This window comes from Mesobacillus maritimus, assembly GCF_019749255.1.
Classification (GTDB): domain Bacteria; phylum Bacillota; class Bacilli; order Bacillales; family Cytobacillaceae; genus Mesobacillus_B; species Mesobacillus_B maritimus_A.
Map to the genome: position 1 here is coordinate 12,524 of NZ_JACWFH010000006.1, position 16,242 is coordinate 28,765.

The window sequence follows — 16,242 nt, forward strand, 5'->3', positions numbered from 1 at the left end:
AGGAACAATTTTAATGTGCGGTTGTTAGGATCAAAAAAAGGATGAATCACCTATCTTTGTTAATTCAACAAAGATAGGTGATTCATCCCCGATTTTTTTGTTTCTATTGCATGATGGATTGATCTCTCTTCTCGCCAACACGTTTTGCACCGATTTCTGCTCTAATTTGAGGCATGTATTTTTCATGGTTGAATAATGCGACGACAATAACAGTCAAGAGTAAGACAATTAATGGAATGTAGATAAATAGTGCCTTCATGGCAAAGATTGAACTATCTGGTTGCTCTACCGCGTTAGGAATGTAATGACCAAAAGCAAGAACCCAACCTACCATTGCCGAAGACAAGCCTTGGCCAATCTTCATCCCTGCACTTGTAATGCTAAACGCAGAACCTTGAACGGGAATTCCAGACTTCCAATACACGAGGTCGCCGACATCGGCCACGATGGCACTTGCACCTGCAATTAGTGGACCGGTACCAACGGACTTGATGATCAAACCAATCAATAACCATGTAACATTTTCGGAAAACATCCAGCAAATAACGGATCCTACTACTCCAAGAACTAACCCCGCCAATAATGTGTTTCTCAGGCCGAATTTTTTTACAATTTTAGGAGCAAAGATTAAGGCTGCAATCGATGGTAACATGGATGCCATGCTTAACGGCCCCATCAGATTTGGGTTATCGAAGATATAGGTAACATAATAAACTTGTACGCCATTCCCTGTCATAGCCAAATACATTAAAACATATAAAAGAATTGCGAATATGAAAAACTTATTCTTTAATAAGGCTTTAAAAGTAGGAGCAAATGACGTTTTCTGATTCTTATCAATCTTCTCCGCAATGTTCCGTTCTTTTACAAACCAACCTGTTGTCATCAAAGGCAATGCACAAAGGAAGGCAGCGATTAGTGCCGTTAAGGTCCATCCTTTTTGTCCGCCACCTAAGTTACTAACAAGTGCCATGGTAAACGAAGTAATCAAAAGGACCCCGGCAATGGCAAACATAAAGCGGATACTTCCCAAAGCTACACGTTCCTCTGGTTCTTTCGTCATGAACGATGTCAAGGAAGAATAAGCCACATTATTTGCAGTGTAAAATACAGCTGAAATCAATAAATATAGAATTAAAACATAGATAATTTGTGCGGTGCTTCCCCATGAACTTGGGACATTAAAGATCATAAATGTTAATAATGCCAGTGGTGGGGCTGTCCAGAAAACCCATGGCTTGGCTTTCCCCATTTTTGATTTCGTATTATCAATGATGTTTCCCATAAATAAATCGGAAATTCCATCAAATAGACGGGCGACTAAAATAATCGTCCCAATAATTCCGGCTGCCATCCCAACAGTATCGGTTAAGTAAATCGTCATAAAGGATGCAATAAATGTCCAACTAAAATTAGCTCCAAAATCTCCCAACCCAAACGCCAATTTTTCCCTCATTTTCAGTTTATAAGGTTGTTCCGTTTTCCCCTTTTTAACCGTATTGGATGTTGCTAATTCCATCACCATTCACTCCCATCTGAAATAAAAATTAGTAGACAACCGAAATTTGGATACGCTTTCATTTTATCAATCTATTTCTTTACTAAATTGGGGAAAAGAGGACTAAAATCAACGATTTTAGCCTCTTTTTGCTTGTTATTTTGTAACCAATAACGTTACTTTCCCTTGGATTAAATCTTTGTTTGCACTGCTATTGCCAATGTAGACTTCATAGTCGATATCTTCTAGCTCCCATCCATTGGTCTCTGGATTAAACCATTTCACCTTTTCAATCGGGCAGGAGATTTCAACTGTTTTCGTTTCGCCTGGCAACAGGTTGATTCTTTCAAACCCGCGTAATACTTTCACTGGACGATCAATCTTGGATTGACTGAACCCAACATACATCTGAACAACTTCCGCACCTTCCCGCTCACCTGTATTGGTAACATCGCATGTAGCAAAGATATTTTCTCGGGTAACATCAAATGAAGCATTGGAAATATTGAAAGTAGTATAAGATAACCCATATCCGTAAGGCAATGAAGGTTCAATGCCTTCCTTCTCGAGTTTGGTATAACCATGATAATATCCATACGTAATTTCTTCTGCTTCCCAATCAATTTGTGGAAGATGCTTTTCATCTGTAGGAACCACAAATGGCAATTTTCCTCCTGGGTTAACGTCTCCAAACAAAGTTTTGGCAATGGCAGTACCGCCTTCCATTCCTGGATAATAAGCCATTAGAATCGCAGAAACATCCTTTTTCCATTCTTCAATCATGATCATGTTCCCGCCAATTAGGACGGCTACTGAATTTTTATTCACTGGTCCAACTGCCTTAATTAATTCGACTTCATCATCATGGAGTCCAAGTGTTTCTTTTCTATCGCCACCCGCAGCATCAAATTCTCCACCAATGGCTGTCATATCAAGATCATCTGAAGTGTTTTCAATAAACTCCCCTTCATCGTCATGGTTGAAACCGACAACAAAGACGACCGCATCGACCGAACTTGCTAACGCTTTCGCTTTTTCCACATCTTGCCCATCATCAAAAATCACTTCTGCATCTGGAACTAAGTTTTTCACTCCTTCTAAAGGAGTCACAACATATTTCGGATAAACACGGCTGGAACCATGATCGCCGATATTTTCTTGGTCCCCAAGCTTCCCAATAATTGCTACCTTCTTCGTTTCAGATTTAGAGAATGGGAGAGTCTTATTATCATTTTTCATTAAGGTCATTGATTTTTCAGCCGCTTCAAGTGCCAAAGCAATATGGTCTTGACTCCCTAATAGTTCTTCTCCATATTCCTTGTCATCTGCTTCTGTGAAAGCAAGTAAAGTCCTGATGATCCGAACTGCAGCATCATTGATTCTTTCTTCAGGGACTTGACCATTTCGAACAGCATCCACTAGTTTATCCCCAAAGCGATGCGTATCGTTCATCTCAATATCCATGCCGCCATTCGCTGCATCGACAGTATCGCGAATTCCCCAGATAAAGTCACTTATCACAAACCCATCAAAATCCCATTCTTCTTTTAATACTTGATTTAATAAATAATCATTATGCCCACAATGAGGACCTTGGTATTTGTTGTATGCACTCATGACACTCGCAGCACCGGCATCAATGGTATCTTTAAAATGCGCTAAGTATACTTCTCGCTCGGTGCGCTTATCTGCTTTTACATTTACTTTAAATCGCGCATTTTCCATACTGTTAAATGCATAATGCTTCACGCAGGCAATCACGTTTTCACTTTGAACACCATTTGTTAAAGCAGTGCCCATTGCTCCTAAGTGGAACGATTCTTCCCCGTAGGTTTCCTGGCTTCTTCCCCAACCTGGGTTTGGCGGAAGATTGATACACACGCCACCGAAGAGATTTCCTCCGGATGCACGAATCTCTTTCCCGATTGCCTTCCCGATCCGTTCTTCTAGGTCTCTATCAAATGTCGCACCTCTTGACATTGATACTGGGAAACAGGTTGTTTTTCCTGTCCCCGTCACTGCTCCACGTGGCCCGTCTACAAATTTCATTGCTGGTACCCCTAGACGTTCAATTCCGCCAGCTTCGTAAGGAGTTTCATTATAGTGCTTGCCTTTCTTTAATTCTTCTATCATATCTTCAAGAGTGATATTTCCACTCATTAAATAGACCTTTTCATCAAGAGTCAATTGATCAACAATTTCTTTTGCTTTTTCGGTATAGGATAATCGAGTTTGCTTGTCTACTTTCACAGTTACTCCTCCATTCTAGTTTTCACTTATCGTTTTTTTACAGTAAAACCGTTTCTGAAAAAATCTTCCTGGATGAATATCGAAAGATGAAACCAACTCCCTTTCCACTTTCTAGTATAGTAAAATACCTCTGCCACTAAATTGTAACTGCTTTCATAGACTGAATATTGTATAATTTCAATATAAATAGTAAATATATTACAAGTTTGAGAGAGTGATAGTATGCTTTTTTCTTTTAATGACAAAGAACTAGATTTTATCTGCTCGATGATACAGGAAAATACTGCGTTGCCGATCATGATCGGTTCTGAGGGGCGCATTATAAAGGAATTCGCCCCAAACTATCATGAACATCCTCTCATTGAAAAACATGATATTTATGTACAACTACTTGATCACATCCAGGGAAGAATGGACATCCCCATCATCAAGACAGTCAATAAGCTAGAATATTACCTATGTATCCATACAAAAGACAAAGAAGAGAGAGTCGTTAGTTTCCTTATAGGTCCTTGTTTAGTAGAAAAGGTAACCCAACAAGCTTTTTACCATTACATAGAATCTTACAAGATTCCACGTTATGCAAAAGATCCGCTGCATGCCTATTTACAATCACTACCCATCTACACAAAGTTCCATCTATCCAGGATTGGACAGTTATTTTACTATTTGCTTTACAGAACCCCTATTGATCCATCCGAAATCATTGAGGAAGGTAGCTCATCAGGAAAGCTTCGTTATTTTGAGGACGATATGGAATTTATCATGTCTAAGAAACGCGCGGAAGAAAAATTACATCATGATAATTTAGCAGAGAGGAAACTACATAATTGGGTGAAAGAGGGATTAACAGAAGAAATAAAAGAATTCTTTTCATCTACTACCACGCTTGATGGACTGGGTACGGTGACGAAGAACAATCCCGTTCGAAATGATAAAAATCTGGGCATAACCATGGTCGCCCTCGCAAGCAGAGCTGCAATGGATGGTGGCTTGCATTCGGAAATCGCTTATACCGTAAGCGATATGTTTATTCAGCGGATTGAAGATGATCCTAGCTTTAAGCAGCTACTTTCCTTTACGAAAGAAGTGTTTTTGGAATATGCAGACCTTGTTCGGAAGATGAAAACAGATAATTTTTCAAAAACCGTCGTTTCGGTCCAACAATATATTTACAATCATCTTTATACGAAAATTGACCTTGAAACACTTGCAGAACATGTCCACCTTCACCCTAATTACCTCTCCAGATTATTTAAACAACAAGTCGGGGTCACGATTAGTGAATACATCCTACAAGAAAAAGCAAAAGAAGCAAAAAACTGGCTAGCCTACTCCGAATTAACCATCACAGAAATCGCCAATCAATTAAACTTCCATGACCAAAGCCATTTTATCAAAACTTTTAAACGCATCTATGGGATTACGCCTAAGCAGTACCAGCTGAAAAAGCATTAACAGAATCAGTATACGTTGATTTCACACTCCATATTTTTATGTATATTTGCTTTAAGTAAAAAAACAAAACGCATGTTCTCATTTATACTTTATCATGCTATACTAAAGAAGCAATAGAATAGGTTTACTCAAGGGTGGTCGGCACATCCCCAAATAGAAAAGGGGTTGTGCTGAATAACAGTGTTTGAGTCTTTAACGTTTGCTACCTTAATCGTAGCCGTACTGTCATTTAACCCCAAAAATAATGTCGAGGTTTGAATAAAAAGCGAGTTACCTTATCTATAAAAAAACAAGGCCGTATTGGCCCTGCTTCTTAATTGACTATTACCTTTCCAACCATTCCTTCTTGGGCATGGTAACGACAGATCAGCTCATATGTACCAGGCTTATCCGGTTTCACGGTAATGGTTTTTTCTTTTCCCGGCTGGACTTCTGCGTCAATACTAAGCTCTTTGACTGTGAAGGTGTGTTCTTTCCTACCAACGTTTTTCAATTTCAACGTAGTACTTTTTCCATTGGGAATAGTGATATCTTTTGGATTAAAGAAATCATCGTTTAACTCAACTACTATCTCTTTTTCCGGTTCCATAGGCTGTGTTGCAACACGTGAATCGGCAAATACACCGAGTGAGCCAAAAGTTGTCACAACCACAAACATTGCAACTAAGACCAACAATCCTGTTAACCACTTTTTCACAGACATTCTCAATCCCTCCTTTCATTACCCCTATTTTCTACCATTTTATAAAATAATATCTATGTAAATTGGGTTTCAGTGTGCGGAAAATGACCTCTTTCGTTTATTCGCCACTTTAAAAAAATAAAAAACCTCCTTTAGAACAGGGGGGGTTATCTAAGTTTATTTGAGTTCCCATACTATCAGGTATTTCCTGAGTCTGAGCATCGACAGAGCCTCTCGGTTCCCATACTATCAGATATTTCCTGAGTTTGGGCATTGACCGAGCCTCTCGGTTCCCATACTATCAGGTAATTCCTGTGTTTGAGCATTGACAGAGCCTATCGGTTCCCATACTATCAGGTAATTCCTGAGTTTGGGCATTGACTGAGCCTATCGATTCCCATACTATCAGATATTTCCTGAGTTTGGGCATTGATGGAGCCTATCGGTTCCCATACTATCAATTAATTCCTGAGTTTGGGCATTGACTGAGCCTATCGGTTCCCATACTATCAATTAATTCCTGAGTTTGGGCATTGACCCTGCTTCACAATACCCTTACTTCATGTTTAACCAAGGGTATAGGCACTGATGGTTGATTCTATAACCACGCTTAACCAAAACTGAGGTCTTCGCTTGAAATAATGTTTCAACTACCCTGGAATAACCTCAATTTATTTTAAAAAGAATCTTGGAACCTGCAATTCCCCCCTCTACTACTAATAACGAGGTCGTAGGGACAAATTAAACACACATAAAAGTGTGAAATTTGCCACAATATTGAAGATTATATATGATTAACTTATAAACGTTGTGTAGTCAACGACTTTCAGAAAGGTGGGTATTTCAGAAAAGTAGGATAAACGCACCTTTAAAGTACATTTAACAGATATAGACAAAAATCATGTATGTGTCGTTATCCCCGTTCTGCAAGAAATCCATCAAACGGTAATGTCTGAGATTACCGCTGAAAAAGTTCGTTGAGCTACAGAACCCTTTTACAATAATGATGAACAATATCGGAGGTAAAAATCATGAACATCGTTACTCTCGTAGGAAGTTTAAGAAAAGAGTCTTTAAACATGCAACTATTTAAGACAATGGAAGAACGATATCAAGGAAAATTGAACCTGACCTTGGCCGATATCGCTTCTTTGCCTTTTTTTGATCAAGATGAAGAAAACATTCCACCACAGGTTGTAAAGGAATTTAAAGAAGCTATTTCAAAGGCGGATGGCGTCATGATTATTACTCCTGAATACAATTGGTCCGTCCCTGGTGTTTTAAAGAATGCTTTAGATTGGGCTTCTCGTGTGGATAAGGTATTCGTCGGAAAACCTGTGATGGCTCTTGGCGCTACCCCTGGAATGCTCGGCACTGTTCGTGCGCAAATGCATCTACGTGAAATTCTATCCTCACCGGGTATTCAAGCTAAAATCCTTCCGCCTGGAGGAAATGAAGTGCTCGTTGGGATGGCAACTCAGAAATTTGATCAACAATCAGGTCGATTGATAGATGAAGGAACACTTAGTTTCCTAGATAGTAAAGTAGAGGCGTTTGTTGATTTTATTAAAAAAGAGAATTAAAACACTGTGAAAATGAAAGACCGCTTGAGACCTCCAAGCGGTTTTCGTTTTTACATCAGGATTGCACCACTGAAACAACCACTTTCCCTGCTGCATGACCTCCTTCAAAGTAGTTTAGTGCTTCAGGAATTTCACCTAACCCTTGATATTGACGGTCAATCACAGGTTTCACTTTGCCTTCTTCAATGAGTTCCTTCATAAAAACTAAATCTTTTTGGTTTGCTTTTTGCAAGAAGTTGCCCATTTTCTTCTTCTCTTTCAGGTTGATCCACGGACCTTTCAACATCACCTGGTACATTTGAGTTTCTGAGCCTCCGACATGAACAAAGGTCCCTTTCTCTTTTAGAGCCTGTTTATAAGTGGCTATTGGCTGATATCCATTTGCCCCGATAATCACATCATATCGCTCTTTCCTCTGTGAAAAATCTTCTTTCGTATAATCGAAAACAGTATCTGCACCAATGGTTTTCGCAATGTCCACCTTACTTGTGCTACATACAGTCGTCACCTCTGCGCCGAGCGCTTTGGCAATTTGCACCGCAAATGTTCCTACCCCACCAGATCCTCCATAGATTAATACCTGTTGCCCCGCCTTCACCTTTCCTTTGTCTCGAAGTCCTTGCAGAGCCGTCACAGCGGCCATTGGAACTGCAGCCGCCTCTACAAAAGATAGATTCGTAGGCTTGTGTGCGATTGCCAGTTCAGGGACCGCTACATATTCGGCAAACCCTCCCCAGCCACTACTAGATAAGTCTCCATACACCTCATCTCCCGGCTGGAATTGCGAAACGTTCTTGCCCACAGACTCAACCACACCTGCAATATCTCCACCAGGGATTTTGTACTTAGGCTTCACCACCCCAAACGCCAAGCGAGCGAGGTACGGTTTGCCTCTTAACAATACCAAGTTTCCATAATTCACGGAAACAGCATGAACTTTCACTAGTACTTGATGATCTTCTAGTATTGGTTTATTAACATCAAGATAGTCAAGGGTCTCCGGTGACCCATACTGATTTGAGATAATCGCTTTCATCCTATTCCTCCCACCTGTATCTGTAAACTTTATCCACGTTTTATTTAGTTAAGAACTCTTAATTTAAGACAATGGGCTTAGGTCCATCGTTTCGCTGTTTGTAACGAATCAGAACCTACACCTCTTTTAGGCAATACAAAAGACCCTGCTCTTAGAATTCTTGAAGAATCTATATGAGCGATGATACAATAATGGTTATAGAATTTGCCTATAAAACCACATGGCTTGCTCCGGGATGCAAGTCAGTATACATATTGGAGGAAAAAATGAGTTTACAACTAAATTTGGATTTTTACGAAGATAAAATTGAGTTCTTTGAGGCTGAAAGTATTAAGAAGTTAGAAGAAAAAATTCAAACACAAATTGAAAACAACAAAGCCCTACTGCTCGCAGTCCATTCTGTCTCCCACCAAATGTACGTTGGCGAAGATGGTCGCCGCTTTTATAGCGCAGTCGTGCATTTTAAACTTAAGCAAAGCGCCGGGTCTTCTTTTTCCGTTTAAAAAGGAGTGCATTCCCATGGTTGCTTATGAACATAATGGGAGTTTACTCCTTACCATTTAACTCGTTATGATTCGTTAATCTAAATCTTTCCATTATATACCGTTTTTAGAGTATGATAGATAGTAGAGTTTAGTTCTAACTACTCATAAAATGCAGAAAAAAGAGGTTGCAAGTGTATGAGAACGGAAATTAGAAAAAGTAAAAATCAAAAGCTTTTAATTGTGTCAGGAATCCTTTTCCTGGTGTTAAGCATTGTGGCTTTTGCGATTTACAAGATTAATGAGAATGCTGCTGCATATGAATTGGAGCAACGGGAACAACAAGAGGCACTAGAAAAGCGACGTGTTGTTTTAGAGGAACAAAAAGCAGCAGAAGAAGCAAAACGTGCGGAAGAAGAGGCAGCGAAAGAGGTCGCCGAACAAACGGGGTTCATTGGTGGAATTGAGTATGATACAGGTCTATCCAAAACATCGAATGAAGCGGAAGTCATCGCCGTAATGCATAAAATGACCCACCAAAAAGTCAGGGCAGAAGAGAAAATAGGGGCGATCCCAATGGTAGAAGACACCATCAATCAAGTCCATGACATTATCTCCAACAGTACCTTTAAAAATAAAGAAAAAATGCTGGAAATTGCAGAGAAATGGAAGAATGGATGGTTCGATACGATAAACCTTGATCATAATTTCTTTTGGGAACTACAAGGTGGGACAGTTGGGAAAGCCTACGGGGTCCTGAGTTCAGAGGAAGAAAAAGTGTTTATTAAGAACAACTTCCCTGACTACGTACAAGAATAAGCTTTGTCCATTAGGGAGCGGCTCATGGACTTTTTTTGGGTATCATCCCATGATTTTGTCCTTGAGAGAGCGGCTCATGGACTTTTTATTGATATCACTCATGATTTTGTCTTTGAGAGAGCAGCTCATGGACATTTTATTGATATCACTCATGATTTTGTCTTTGAGAGAGCAGCTCATGGACATTTTATTGATATCTAGCTGGGTTTTGTCCTTGAGCGAGCAGCTCATGAACGTTTTTTTGTTATCACTCATGATTTTGTCTATGAGAGACCGTCTCATGAACATTTTATTGATATCACGCTTGATTTTGTCCTTGAGGGAGCAGCTCATGGACATTTTTTTGATATCACTCATGATTTTGTCTTTGAGAGAGCGACTCATGGACATTTTTTTGATATCACGCTTGATTTTGTCTTTGAGAGAGCGGCTCATGGACATTTTACTGATATCACTCATGATTTTGTCCTTGAGAGAGCTTCTCATGGACATTTTTTTGATATCACGCTTGATTTTGTCTTTGAGAGAGCGGCTCATGGACATTTTACTGATATCACTCATGATTTTGTCCTTGAGAGAGCGGCTCATGGACATTTTTTTGAAATCACTCATGATTTCGTACTTGAGCGAGCGCTCATGGACATTTTATTGATATCACGCATAATTTTGTCCTTGAGGGAGCAGATCATGGACATTTTTTTGATATCACTCATGATTTTGTCCTTGAGAGAGCGCCTCATGGACATTTTTGGGATCTCGCCATGATTTTGTCTTTGAGAGAGCGGCTCAAGAACATTATTTTCACATCATGCCAGAGTTTTGTCCATGAGAGCGCAATGGTAAAAGAATGTTGATACCCATTAAAAGAACAAGGGAAACGGCTCATCCGTTTCCCTTGTTTCTTTCCTATCGATTCCACCTAATTCGAAACTTTTACTACCTGGTCTGGATAGCTCGAAGGGGTTGTCAGCTTAATCAATTTATAGGATAGAAATGCAGTTAAAAATCCTAACACGCCCATAAAGACAAACCCTGTTTCTAGCCCTCTCCAGTCAATTAGTAGCCCCATCAAAATGGGTCCAATAAACATTCCCACCCCATAAATCGCTTGATAAAACCCCATCGCCGTAGATCTCCTACTCTGTTCTATATGTTTAATACTCAAAGCCATCAATATTGGCATCACAAACCCTCTTCCGAACCCTGCAAAGGTTTGTGTGATAATCAGAGTCGTGATACTACTCACATAGGGGATGATGACCGTGAAAACGCCAACTAAGAGAAAACCAAAAATGACTACTTTCTTTTCTCCATATTTTGAGGAAAGAAAGCCTCCCCCAATCATACCAGCTACTGCCGTAGGAAAAGTGGAGAAAAAGGTGAGGAGTCCCATTTCGAATTCACCCGCTCCCAGGGATTGGGCAAATACAGGCGTGAATCCGAAAACCGTTGCGAATGTCATAATTTGTGACAAGATGGCCACGAAGGAAACTCTTAATAAAATCGAATCGCTGGCAACCTCAAGGACGCCTTTTAAGGTAATCTTTTCAGCACTGATATCGGTATTTTCGATAAGGAAAAACGACAAGACAACCCGATGGCCCCCGCAATTCCTCCCACAATAAATGCCGACTCAAAACCGAATGCAGCTGCAAACCATCCCCCACTTAAAATTCCTACCATTTGCCCTAATGTACTAAAGAATGAAATGTTCCCAATTGCCTTGGTTGTGTGCTCTTTCGCAAAATAAGAAGAAAATAAAATCGTGAAATCCACCCAAGTAGCAGCTGCAGCCCCCGCTAATGCACGTAGAATGAGAATCCAGCTTACTTCTTGTACAAAAACGATGCCGATACCAGATAAAAGTGAAAACATTAAACCAAATGTGATGAAAATCCTTCTTTTATGATACCGATCTGACACCACACCGACCGGTATTCGTAGAAGCAATTGCGTTAACCCATACATGCCAATAATGAGGCCTATCGTATCGTAGGATGCACCTAAGTATTCTAAATAGGAAGCTAAGATTGGGACACAAGTATACATTGAAAACCAAAACGTCAATGTTACAACATAAAACAATGGTATCCGATAATGATTGTTTTTTAATCCATTCAAGCCAAACCCACCTAAATATTTTAATAGAGGACCGTTCTTTGGACAAAATCAACCATTTAATTTCCCATCCCAAGAATCCCCTCTTACTTCTTCTCGGGTAGCAAAGCTATATCCTTTTTGAATACGAACTTTTTACCTAAATTCATTCTTTTTATTGTCAACACCCTAACCTCTTCTTCTAATATAGCAACTGGGATTTGATGGAGCATTCTCCGGGCTGATTTCTTGTCTTCCGGTTGATCGATTTGGACGTCGCCTTTCCATCATACAGATGATTTTCCAGGTGCAGGGCCGTCGTCTTACGGGATTAAAACTAAAACGAATCGGACAATGGACCTGTCCCTTTGTCCTACCACTCAGTTTATTATTTTAATGCTTCCTGTATATATTGATAGATTTCGCCATCCATTCCATATTGCAAGGCATTACCTGGATTCTCCTGATGGAACCTTTCAGCTTGCTTCTTTATCTCAGCGTCATTCATGGTAAAGGATTGTAGGACCTTACTCCATTCTTCCGCCAGTTTTTTTACTTTGCTATTGGAGGAAGGAGTCCCTTTGTCCCTTTCGGCACGAATGTCTTCTAAGATTTTAATGAATTTATTCTCCGCAACTTTTAGGTCCTCTTGATTTACCTTATGATAGTAATTTCTTATACTTACTATTTGCTGTGCAGAAAAATACTTTTCTTGATAAAGTTTCATAGCAGCAAATAGCTCTGTTATTCCTTTTACGGACACCATATCTTTATCCCGAATGATTTTCGCTGTAACTTCTAATTCATTTAATAGATTTTGTTGGACTTGAATATCCTCTCTTAACCGATTTATTTGTGTTTCGATGATGTTAATCGCACTATTTTCTGCTTTATCCTTCATAATTTCCTTTATATCCTCTAAAGCCAATCCCATTTGTTTTAAAGATAAGATTTGCTGCAAGTTTGATAAGTCAGTTTTTGTATATAGCCGATGTCCTGAGTCTGTATATTCAGAAGGAGAGAACAATTGAATTTGATCGTAATATCTCAGCGTTCGGATCGTTAATCCAGTCAGCTCCGCAAGTTCTCCAACTTTCCAATGTTCTTTCACTTACACCAATCCTTTCTATTATTGTTGTTTCCGCGAAGTCGAGAACATTATGAAAGAAGTGCTTGGAGTTCATGTATAGTAAATCGATAGGTTCTCCCACAGATTTGACAGCCTGTCTCGATGGATTCTTGATTCTTAATGGATTGTCTTATCTCATCTTCTTCAAGACTATATAGCATTCCATAGAACATTTCTTTTGAGCATCCGCAGTAAAATTGAACAGAGCTTGATTCCATATATTTTACATCGGGAAAGAATTCACTTAGCTTTTCTTCCACCTTGCTTTCATTACATTTTCCTAAACTATTAAAAAATGGTTGATTATTCCGATAGATGTTTTTTATTTCACCAATCAAATGAGGCGAAGCACCTGGAAGTAATTGAGCGAAGATACCCTGACTAACCAGTAACTGCTCATCCTTTTCGTTAAATATTAAATCTGTCCCGATAAAGGTTTGAGTTTGTTCGCTTTGTGCGAAAAAATGGGAAAAATCATCATTAATATTTCGGTAAGGCATATCGGTTATTCCAGTAAACTGATTCATGGCGGACCCCTTAATAACCCGAATCGTTCCCTTTTCCCCAATTAGGTTTTCAAGTGATACATTACGCATAAACCCCGAAGATGCATGGCGCAATCCTTCATTTAAATAGCCTCTTACATTCCCATTTGCATCTGCATCAGCAAAGACTTTATAGTTCGGGTTAGTCATAGTAATTTGAACACTTATTCGCTGACTGCCTTTTAAGGTTGCAGACATCAGACTCACTGCAGATATTGTTTTCGCTAATACCACCTTTTGAATTTTATCTGTCCCATTGCTTAGTTGTAGAATTTCATTTACCAATCGGGTATTGTCCATATAAAACAAGCGAACTTGCTTTTCGTAGATAAGTGTCTTAACCATTCCATTTTGCATCATTATGTTTCCTTTCCTCAGGATTTGACGTTAAGACCACTATAAATCATACCCTTACGTAAGGTTCAAGTTGTTATTAAATTTCTTAAAAAGAAAGGACAGGGGGACAGGTCCATTTTCCCAGCGTTTGGAACTCCTGGACTTAGTGCCTGTCCCCCTGACTCTATCATACAACGACTTCCTCTATAATTGAGGTGCCTTCTGTGTTTTCAGCATCATGCCATTGCCATTCTTCGTATAGTCTAATTCTTCCGTCAGCCAAAATTTCTGGAGTAGAAATACATTTACCGCCTCTAATTTCATTTCTATTATTCACGTGATTGTATCTGAATTCTAAAATGCCACCCTCCTTAACGATCCCAATTAACGTCCCTTTTAAAATTTCTCCCCCACTGTATGTAGCTGATATGATTTGCCCTTCTTGCTTATATTCAAAGAACGTCTGTGCAGACACCTCTCCATTCTCTGTATTGGCAATCGAAGTAAATTTTCGTCCATGGTAATTGATCATTTCTCCACTCCCCAACTTTCTAATGATTCACAATTGTACCACTCCTTTCTTTTATAATCTTTCTTTCTGCCTCGGGCATATGATTTGGACATTAACATCTAGGCCACCTACTCCCATAACAAACTAAAAAGGCGTGGTTACGATCCTCCACGCCTTAGTTTCTTGTTATGATAATATGCATAGAAACAAACAAATCGTTAAAAAAAGTTGCGCTAACTAACTGACACTTTCTTTATCTACCCATTGGCAATAAATTATTGGCTAAACATTGTCAAAATCAGCGAAACATCACTAGCCTATGGACTTTTATCCAGAGATTCCGTATTTTTCTCTGGTCCTTAACAAACGTACTTAGCCCCCGGTATGAGTACCTGCATGTCCTTGATCCTCAGAATCCTGTTCTTCTCCTTCAGCTCCTTCCAAGTCATCCGGTTACCTGTTAAAGTAACGCCCCCGTTAATTTAAGTGCATAAATTCACAAACTCTCAAGTAAATAAAAGTAGTTTTACTTTAATTTTTGATTGTTAAGTAATGAATCGCAAAATGGTTTACACAAACCTTGCTCTGACATACGTTCTAAAAGTTCTTTAGTAGAAATTTTATTCGAAGTATTTCTTTGGATAGCTGAATCTAATAATTCATATTCAAAATAGTTTAACTCTGGTTCAACGAAAAAGGTTGGAAATTGTTCATTAAACATTTTAAATACCTCTGTTTTTTTATCTGGACTTTTTTGCAAATATGTTATTGTTGGTATAAAGGTAAGAAGGAAGTCAATTTCATTTTCAGTAAGTTTTCTCATCTTTAGCCACTCTGTAACTAATGGGATTTCCATATTAAACCCTCCTTTTATTTCATCACCTAAATTTTCGTGTTATTTTTATATCAATATAAATAGGAGTTACCGACTATCAACAACTCCCTGTTAAACAAACGCTCCCGTTACTTGAATAACTGCTTATGCTTCACCCATTCCAAATCCAAGTAGGAGAAGATATGCTATTGTGATAAATGCTAATAAGTTAAGTATTATAATTATCCACTTACCAAAACTATTTTTTGCTTTTAACCCCACAATCGTCCCTAATAATGGAAATAGACACATCGAAATTATTGCTATCTTTCCTAATGAACCGAAAGATACACCATTTATCATCATAAAGAATAAGATAACAAATATGCCTAAACATAAACTTGAAATAGCGTTGTATTTATTCATTTTCCCCTCCTATTTTTGGCATTACTTCTCTTACAACATAAAACAGAATTACAATACCATATTCAACTCTTCTGCCCTTTAAAGCAACAGGAGCTACCGCATTCGACAGCCCCTTGTTCAGCTATTGCACCCGTTACTTTAAGTGTATCTTTTCACAAAGTTTGTTTAATAAAATGTTTTATTTCCCCTCACATTTAAAAAATGTAAAACATTATAATAACAAAAAGAGTGCCTATATAGCACCCTAGTTATTACTTTTATTCTTCAGAATATAAAGTTCTCTCTCGAGCTTATTTACCTTATCAGCGATAAAATCTACGTCAATAATTCTTGATTCATTGGTTAATTCAAACTGTCCGCCAACACCATCAAGTTTTGCTTCAATGGTATCAAATCGATTATGCATTTCAGTTTTCAAATCATTTACATCCGTTTTCATACTTTTTATTTCTTTATTCATTTCGGTAAGTAAATCAAGAATTTGCTTATTCACGTGATCACCTCTAATAATAATTATAATAGATGGTTAGTAAACAAGCATTACCTTTTTTATTAAAGAATCAACTATTTTTTCAC

General features: G+C 38.7%; 17 protein-coding genes. 4 read left to right on the forward strand and 13 right to left on the reverse strand.

The annotated features are described in order from the left end of the window. Window positions 1–103: 103 nt before the first annotated feature. Both H0185_RS02375 and H0185_RS02380 read right to left on the reverse strand, forming a co-directional pair. Entirely contained in the window at window positions 104–1,519 is a 1,416-nt protein-coding gene (locus H0185_RS02375) for an MFS transporter (RefSeq protein WP_221870854.1), read from the reverse strand. Between the two features lie 135 nt (window positions 1,520–1,654). Then, entirely contained in the window at window positions 1,655–3,748 is a 2,094-nt protein-coding gene (locus H0185_RS02380) for a beta-glucosidase family protein (RefSeq protein ID WP_221870856.1), read from the reverse strand. Between the two features lie 222 nt (window positions 3,749–3,970). Between H0185_RS02380 and H0185_RS02385 the strand changes: the two genes are divergently transcribed. Continuing rightward, entirely contained in the window at window positions 3,971–5,206 is a 1,236-nt protein-coding gene (locus H0185_RS02385) for an AraC family transcriptional regulator (protein ID WP_221870858.1), read from the forward strand. 313 nt (window positions 5,207–5,519) lie between these two features. Here H0185_RS02385 and H0185_RS02390 read toward each other — a convergent pair whose 3' ends face one another. Continuing rightward, a complete protein-coding gene (locus tag H0185_RS02390; protein ID WP_221870860.1) occupies window positions 5,520–5,909 on the reverse strand; it encodes a cupredoxin domain-containing protein in 390 nt (129 codons plus the stop codon). Window positions 5,910–6,919: 1,010 nt separating this feature from the next. Between H0185_RS02390 and H0185_RS02395 the strand changes: the two genes are divergently transcribed. Next, window positions 6,920–7,471, forward strand: coding sequence for an NADPH-dependent FMN reductase (locus H0185_RS02395; RefSeq protein WP_221870862.1), 552 nt, complete (start codon window positions 6,920–6,922; stop codon window positions 7,469–7,471). 55 nt (window positions 7,472–7,526) lie between these two features. Here H0185_RS02395 and H0185_RS02400 read toward each other — a convergent pair whose 3' ends face one another. Then, window positions 7,527–8,507, reverse strand: a complete 981-nt coding sequence (locus H0185_RS02400; protein ID WP_221870864.1) for an NAD(P)-dependent alcohol dehydrogenase — start codon at window positions 8,505–8,507, stop codon at window positions 7,527–7,529. A gap of 266 nt (window positions 8,508–8,773) precedes the next feature. On the opposite strand from H0185_RS02400, the gene H0185_RS02405 reads away from it, so the two are divergent. Next, the gene (locus H0185_RS02405) at window positions 8,774–9,010 is read left to right on the forward strand and encodes a DUF2536 family protein (RefSeq protein WP_221870866.1); all 237 of its coding nucleotides are present in this window, start codon (window positions 8,774–8,776) and stop codon (window positions 9,008–9,010) included. Between the two features lie 177 nt (window positions 9,011–9,187). Further along, a complete protein-coding gene (locus tag H0185_RS02410) occupies window positions 9,188–9,808 on the forward strand; it encodes a DUF6241 domain-containing protein (protein ID WP_221870868.1) in 621 nt (206 codons plus the stop codon). A 42-nt stretch (window positions 9,809–9,850) separates the two neighbouring features. Here H0185_RS02410 and H0185_RS02415 read toward each other — a convergent pair whose 3' ends face one another. The 9 genes from H0185_RS02415 to H0185_RS02455 all read right to left on the reverse strand — a co-directional run bounded on the left by H0185_RS02415 (window position 9,851) and on the right by H0185_RS02455 (window position 16,159). Then, entirely contained in the window at window positions 9,851–10,369 is a 519-nt protein-coding gene (locus H0185_RS02415) for a hypothetical protein (protein ID WP_221870870.1), read from the reverse strand. A 358-nt stretch (window positions 10,370–10,727) separates the two neighbouring features. After that, window positions 10,728–11,396, reverse strand: a complete 669-nt coding sequence (locus H0185_RS02420; protein ID WP_221870872.1) for an MFS transporter — start codon at window positions 11,394–11,396, stop codon at window positions 10,728–10,730. After that, the gene (locus H0185_RS02425; protein ID WP_221870874.1) at window positions 11,342–11,929 is read right to left on the reverse strand and encodes an MFS transporter; all 588 of its coding nucleotides are present in this window, start codon (window positions 11,927–11,929) and stop codon (window positions 11,342–11,344) included. Before H0185_RS02425 ends, H0185_RS02420 begins: the two co-directional genes overlap by 55 nt. A gap of 364 nt (window positions 11,930–12,293) precedes the next feature. Continuing rightward, window positions 12,294–13,016, reverse strand: a complete 723-nt coding sequence (locus H0185_RS24410; RefSeq protein WP_221870876.1) for a MerR family transcriptional regulator — start codon at window positions 13,014–13,016, stop codon at window positions 12,294–12,296. A gap of 47 nt (window positions 13,017–13,063) precedes the next feature. Further along, window positions 13,064–13,939, reverse strand: coding sequence for an Hsp33 family molecular chaperone HslO (locus H0185_RS02435; RefSeq protein WP_221870878.1), 876 nt, complete (start codon window positions 13,937–13,939; stop codon window positions 13,064–13,066). A gap of 163 nt (window positions 13,940–14,102) precedes the next feature. After that, window positions 14,103–14,447 (reverse strand): avidin-fold protein, encoded by a 345-nt coding sequence (locus H0185_RS02440; protein WP_221870880.1) that lies wholly within the window; start codon window positions 14,445–14,447, stop codon window positions 14,103–14,105. A 505-nt stretch (window positions 14,448–14,952) separates the two neighbouring features. Continuing rightward, window positions 14,953–15,282 carry a hypothetical protein gene (locus H0185_RS02445; protein WP_221870882.1) on the reverse strand — a complete coding sequence of 110 codons (330 nt, stop codon included), beginning with the start codon at window positions 15,280–15,282 and terminating at the stop codon, window positions 14,953–14,955. 123 nt (window positions 15,283–15,405) lie between these two features. Continuing rightward, window positions 15,406–15,666 carry a hypothetical protein gene (locus H0185_RS02450; protein WP_221870884.1) on the reverse strand — a complete coding sequence of 87 codons (261 nt, stop codon included), beginning with the start codon at window positions 15,664–15,666 and terminating at the stop codon, window positions 15,406–15,408. A 244-nt stretch (window positions 15,667–15,910) separates the two neighbouring features. Then, complete coding sequence (locus H0185_RS02455) at window positions 15,911–16,159, reverse strand: hypothetical protein (RefSeq protein WP_221870886.1); 249 nt, start codon at window positions 16,157–16,159, stop codon at window positions 15,911–15,913. Window positions 16,160–16,242: the final 83 nt, after the last annotated feature.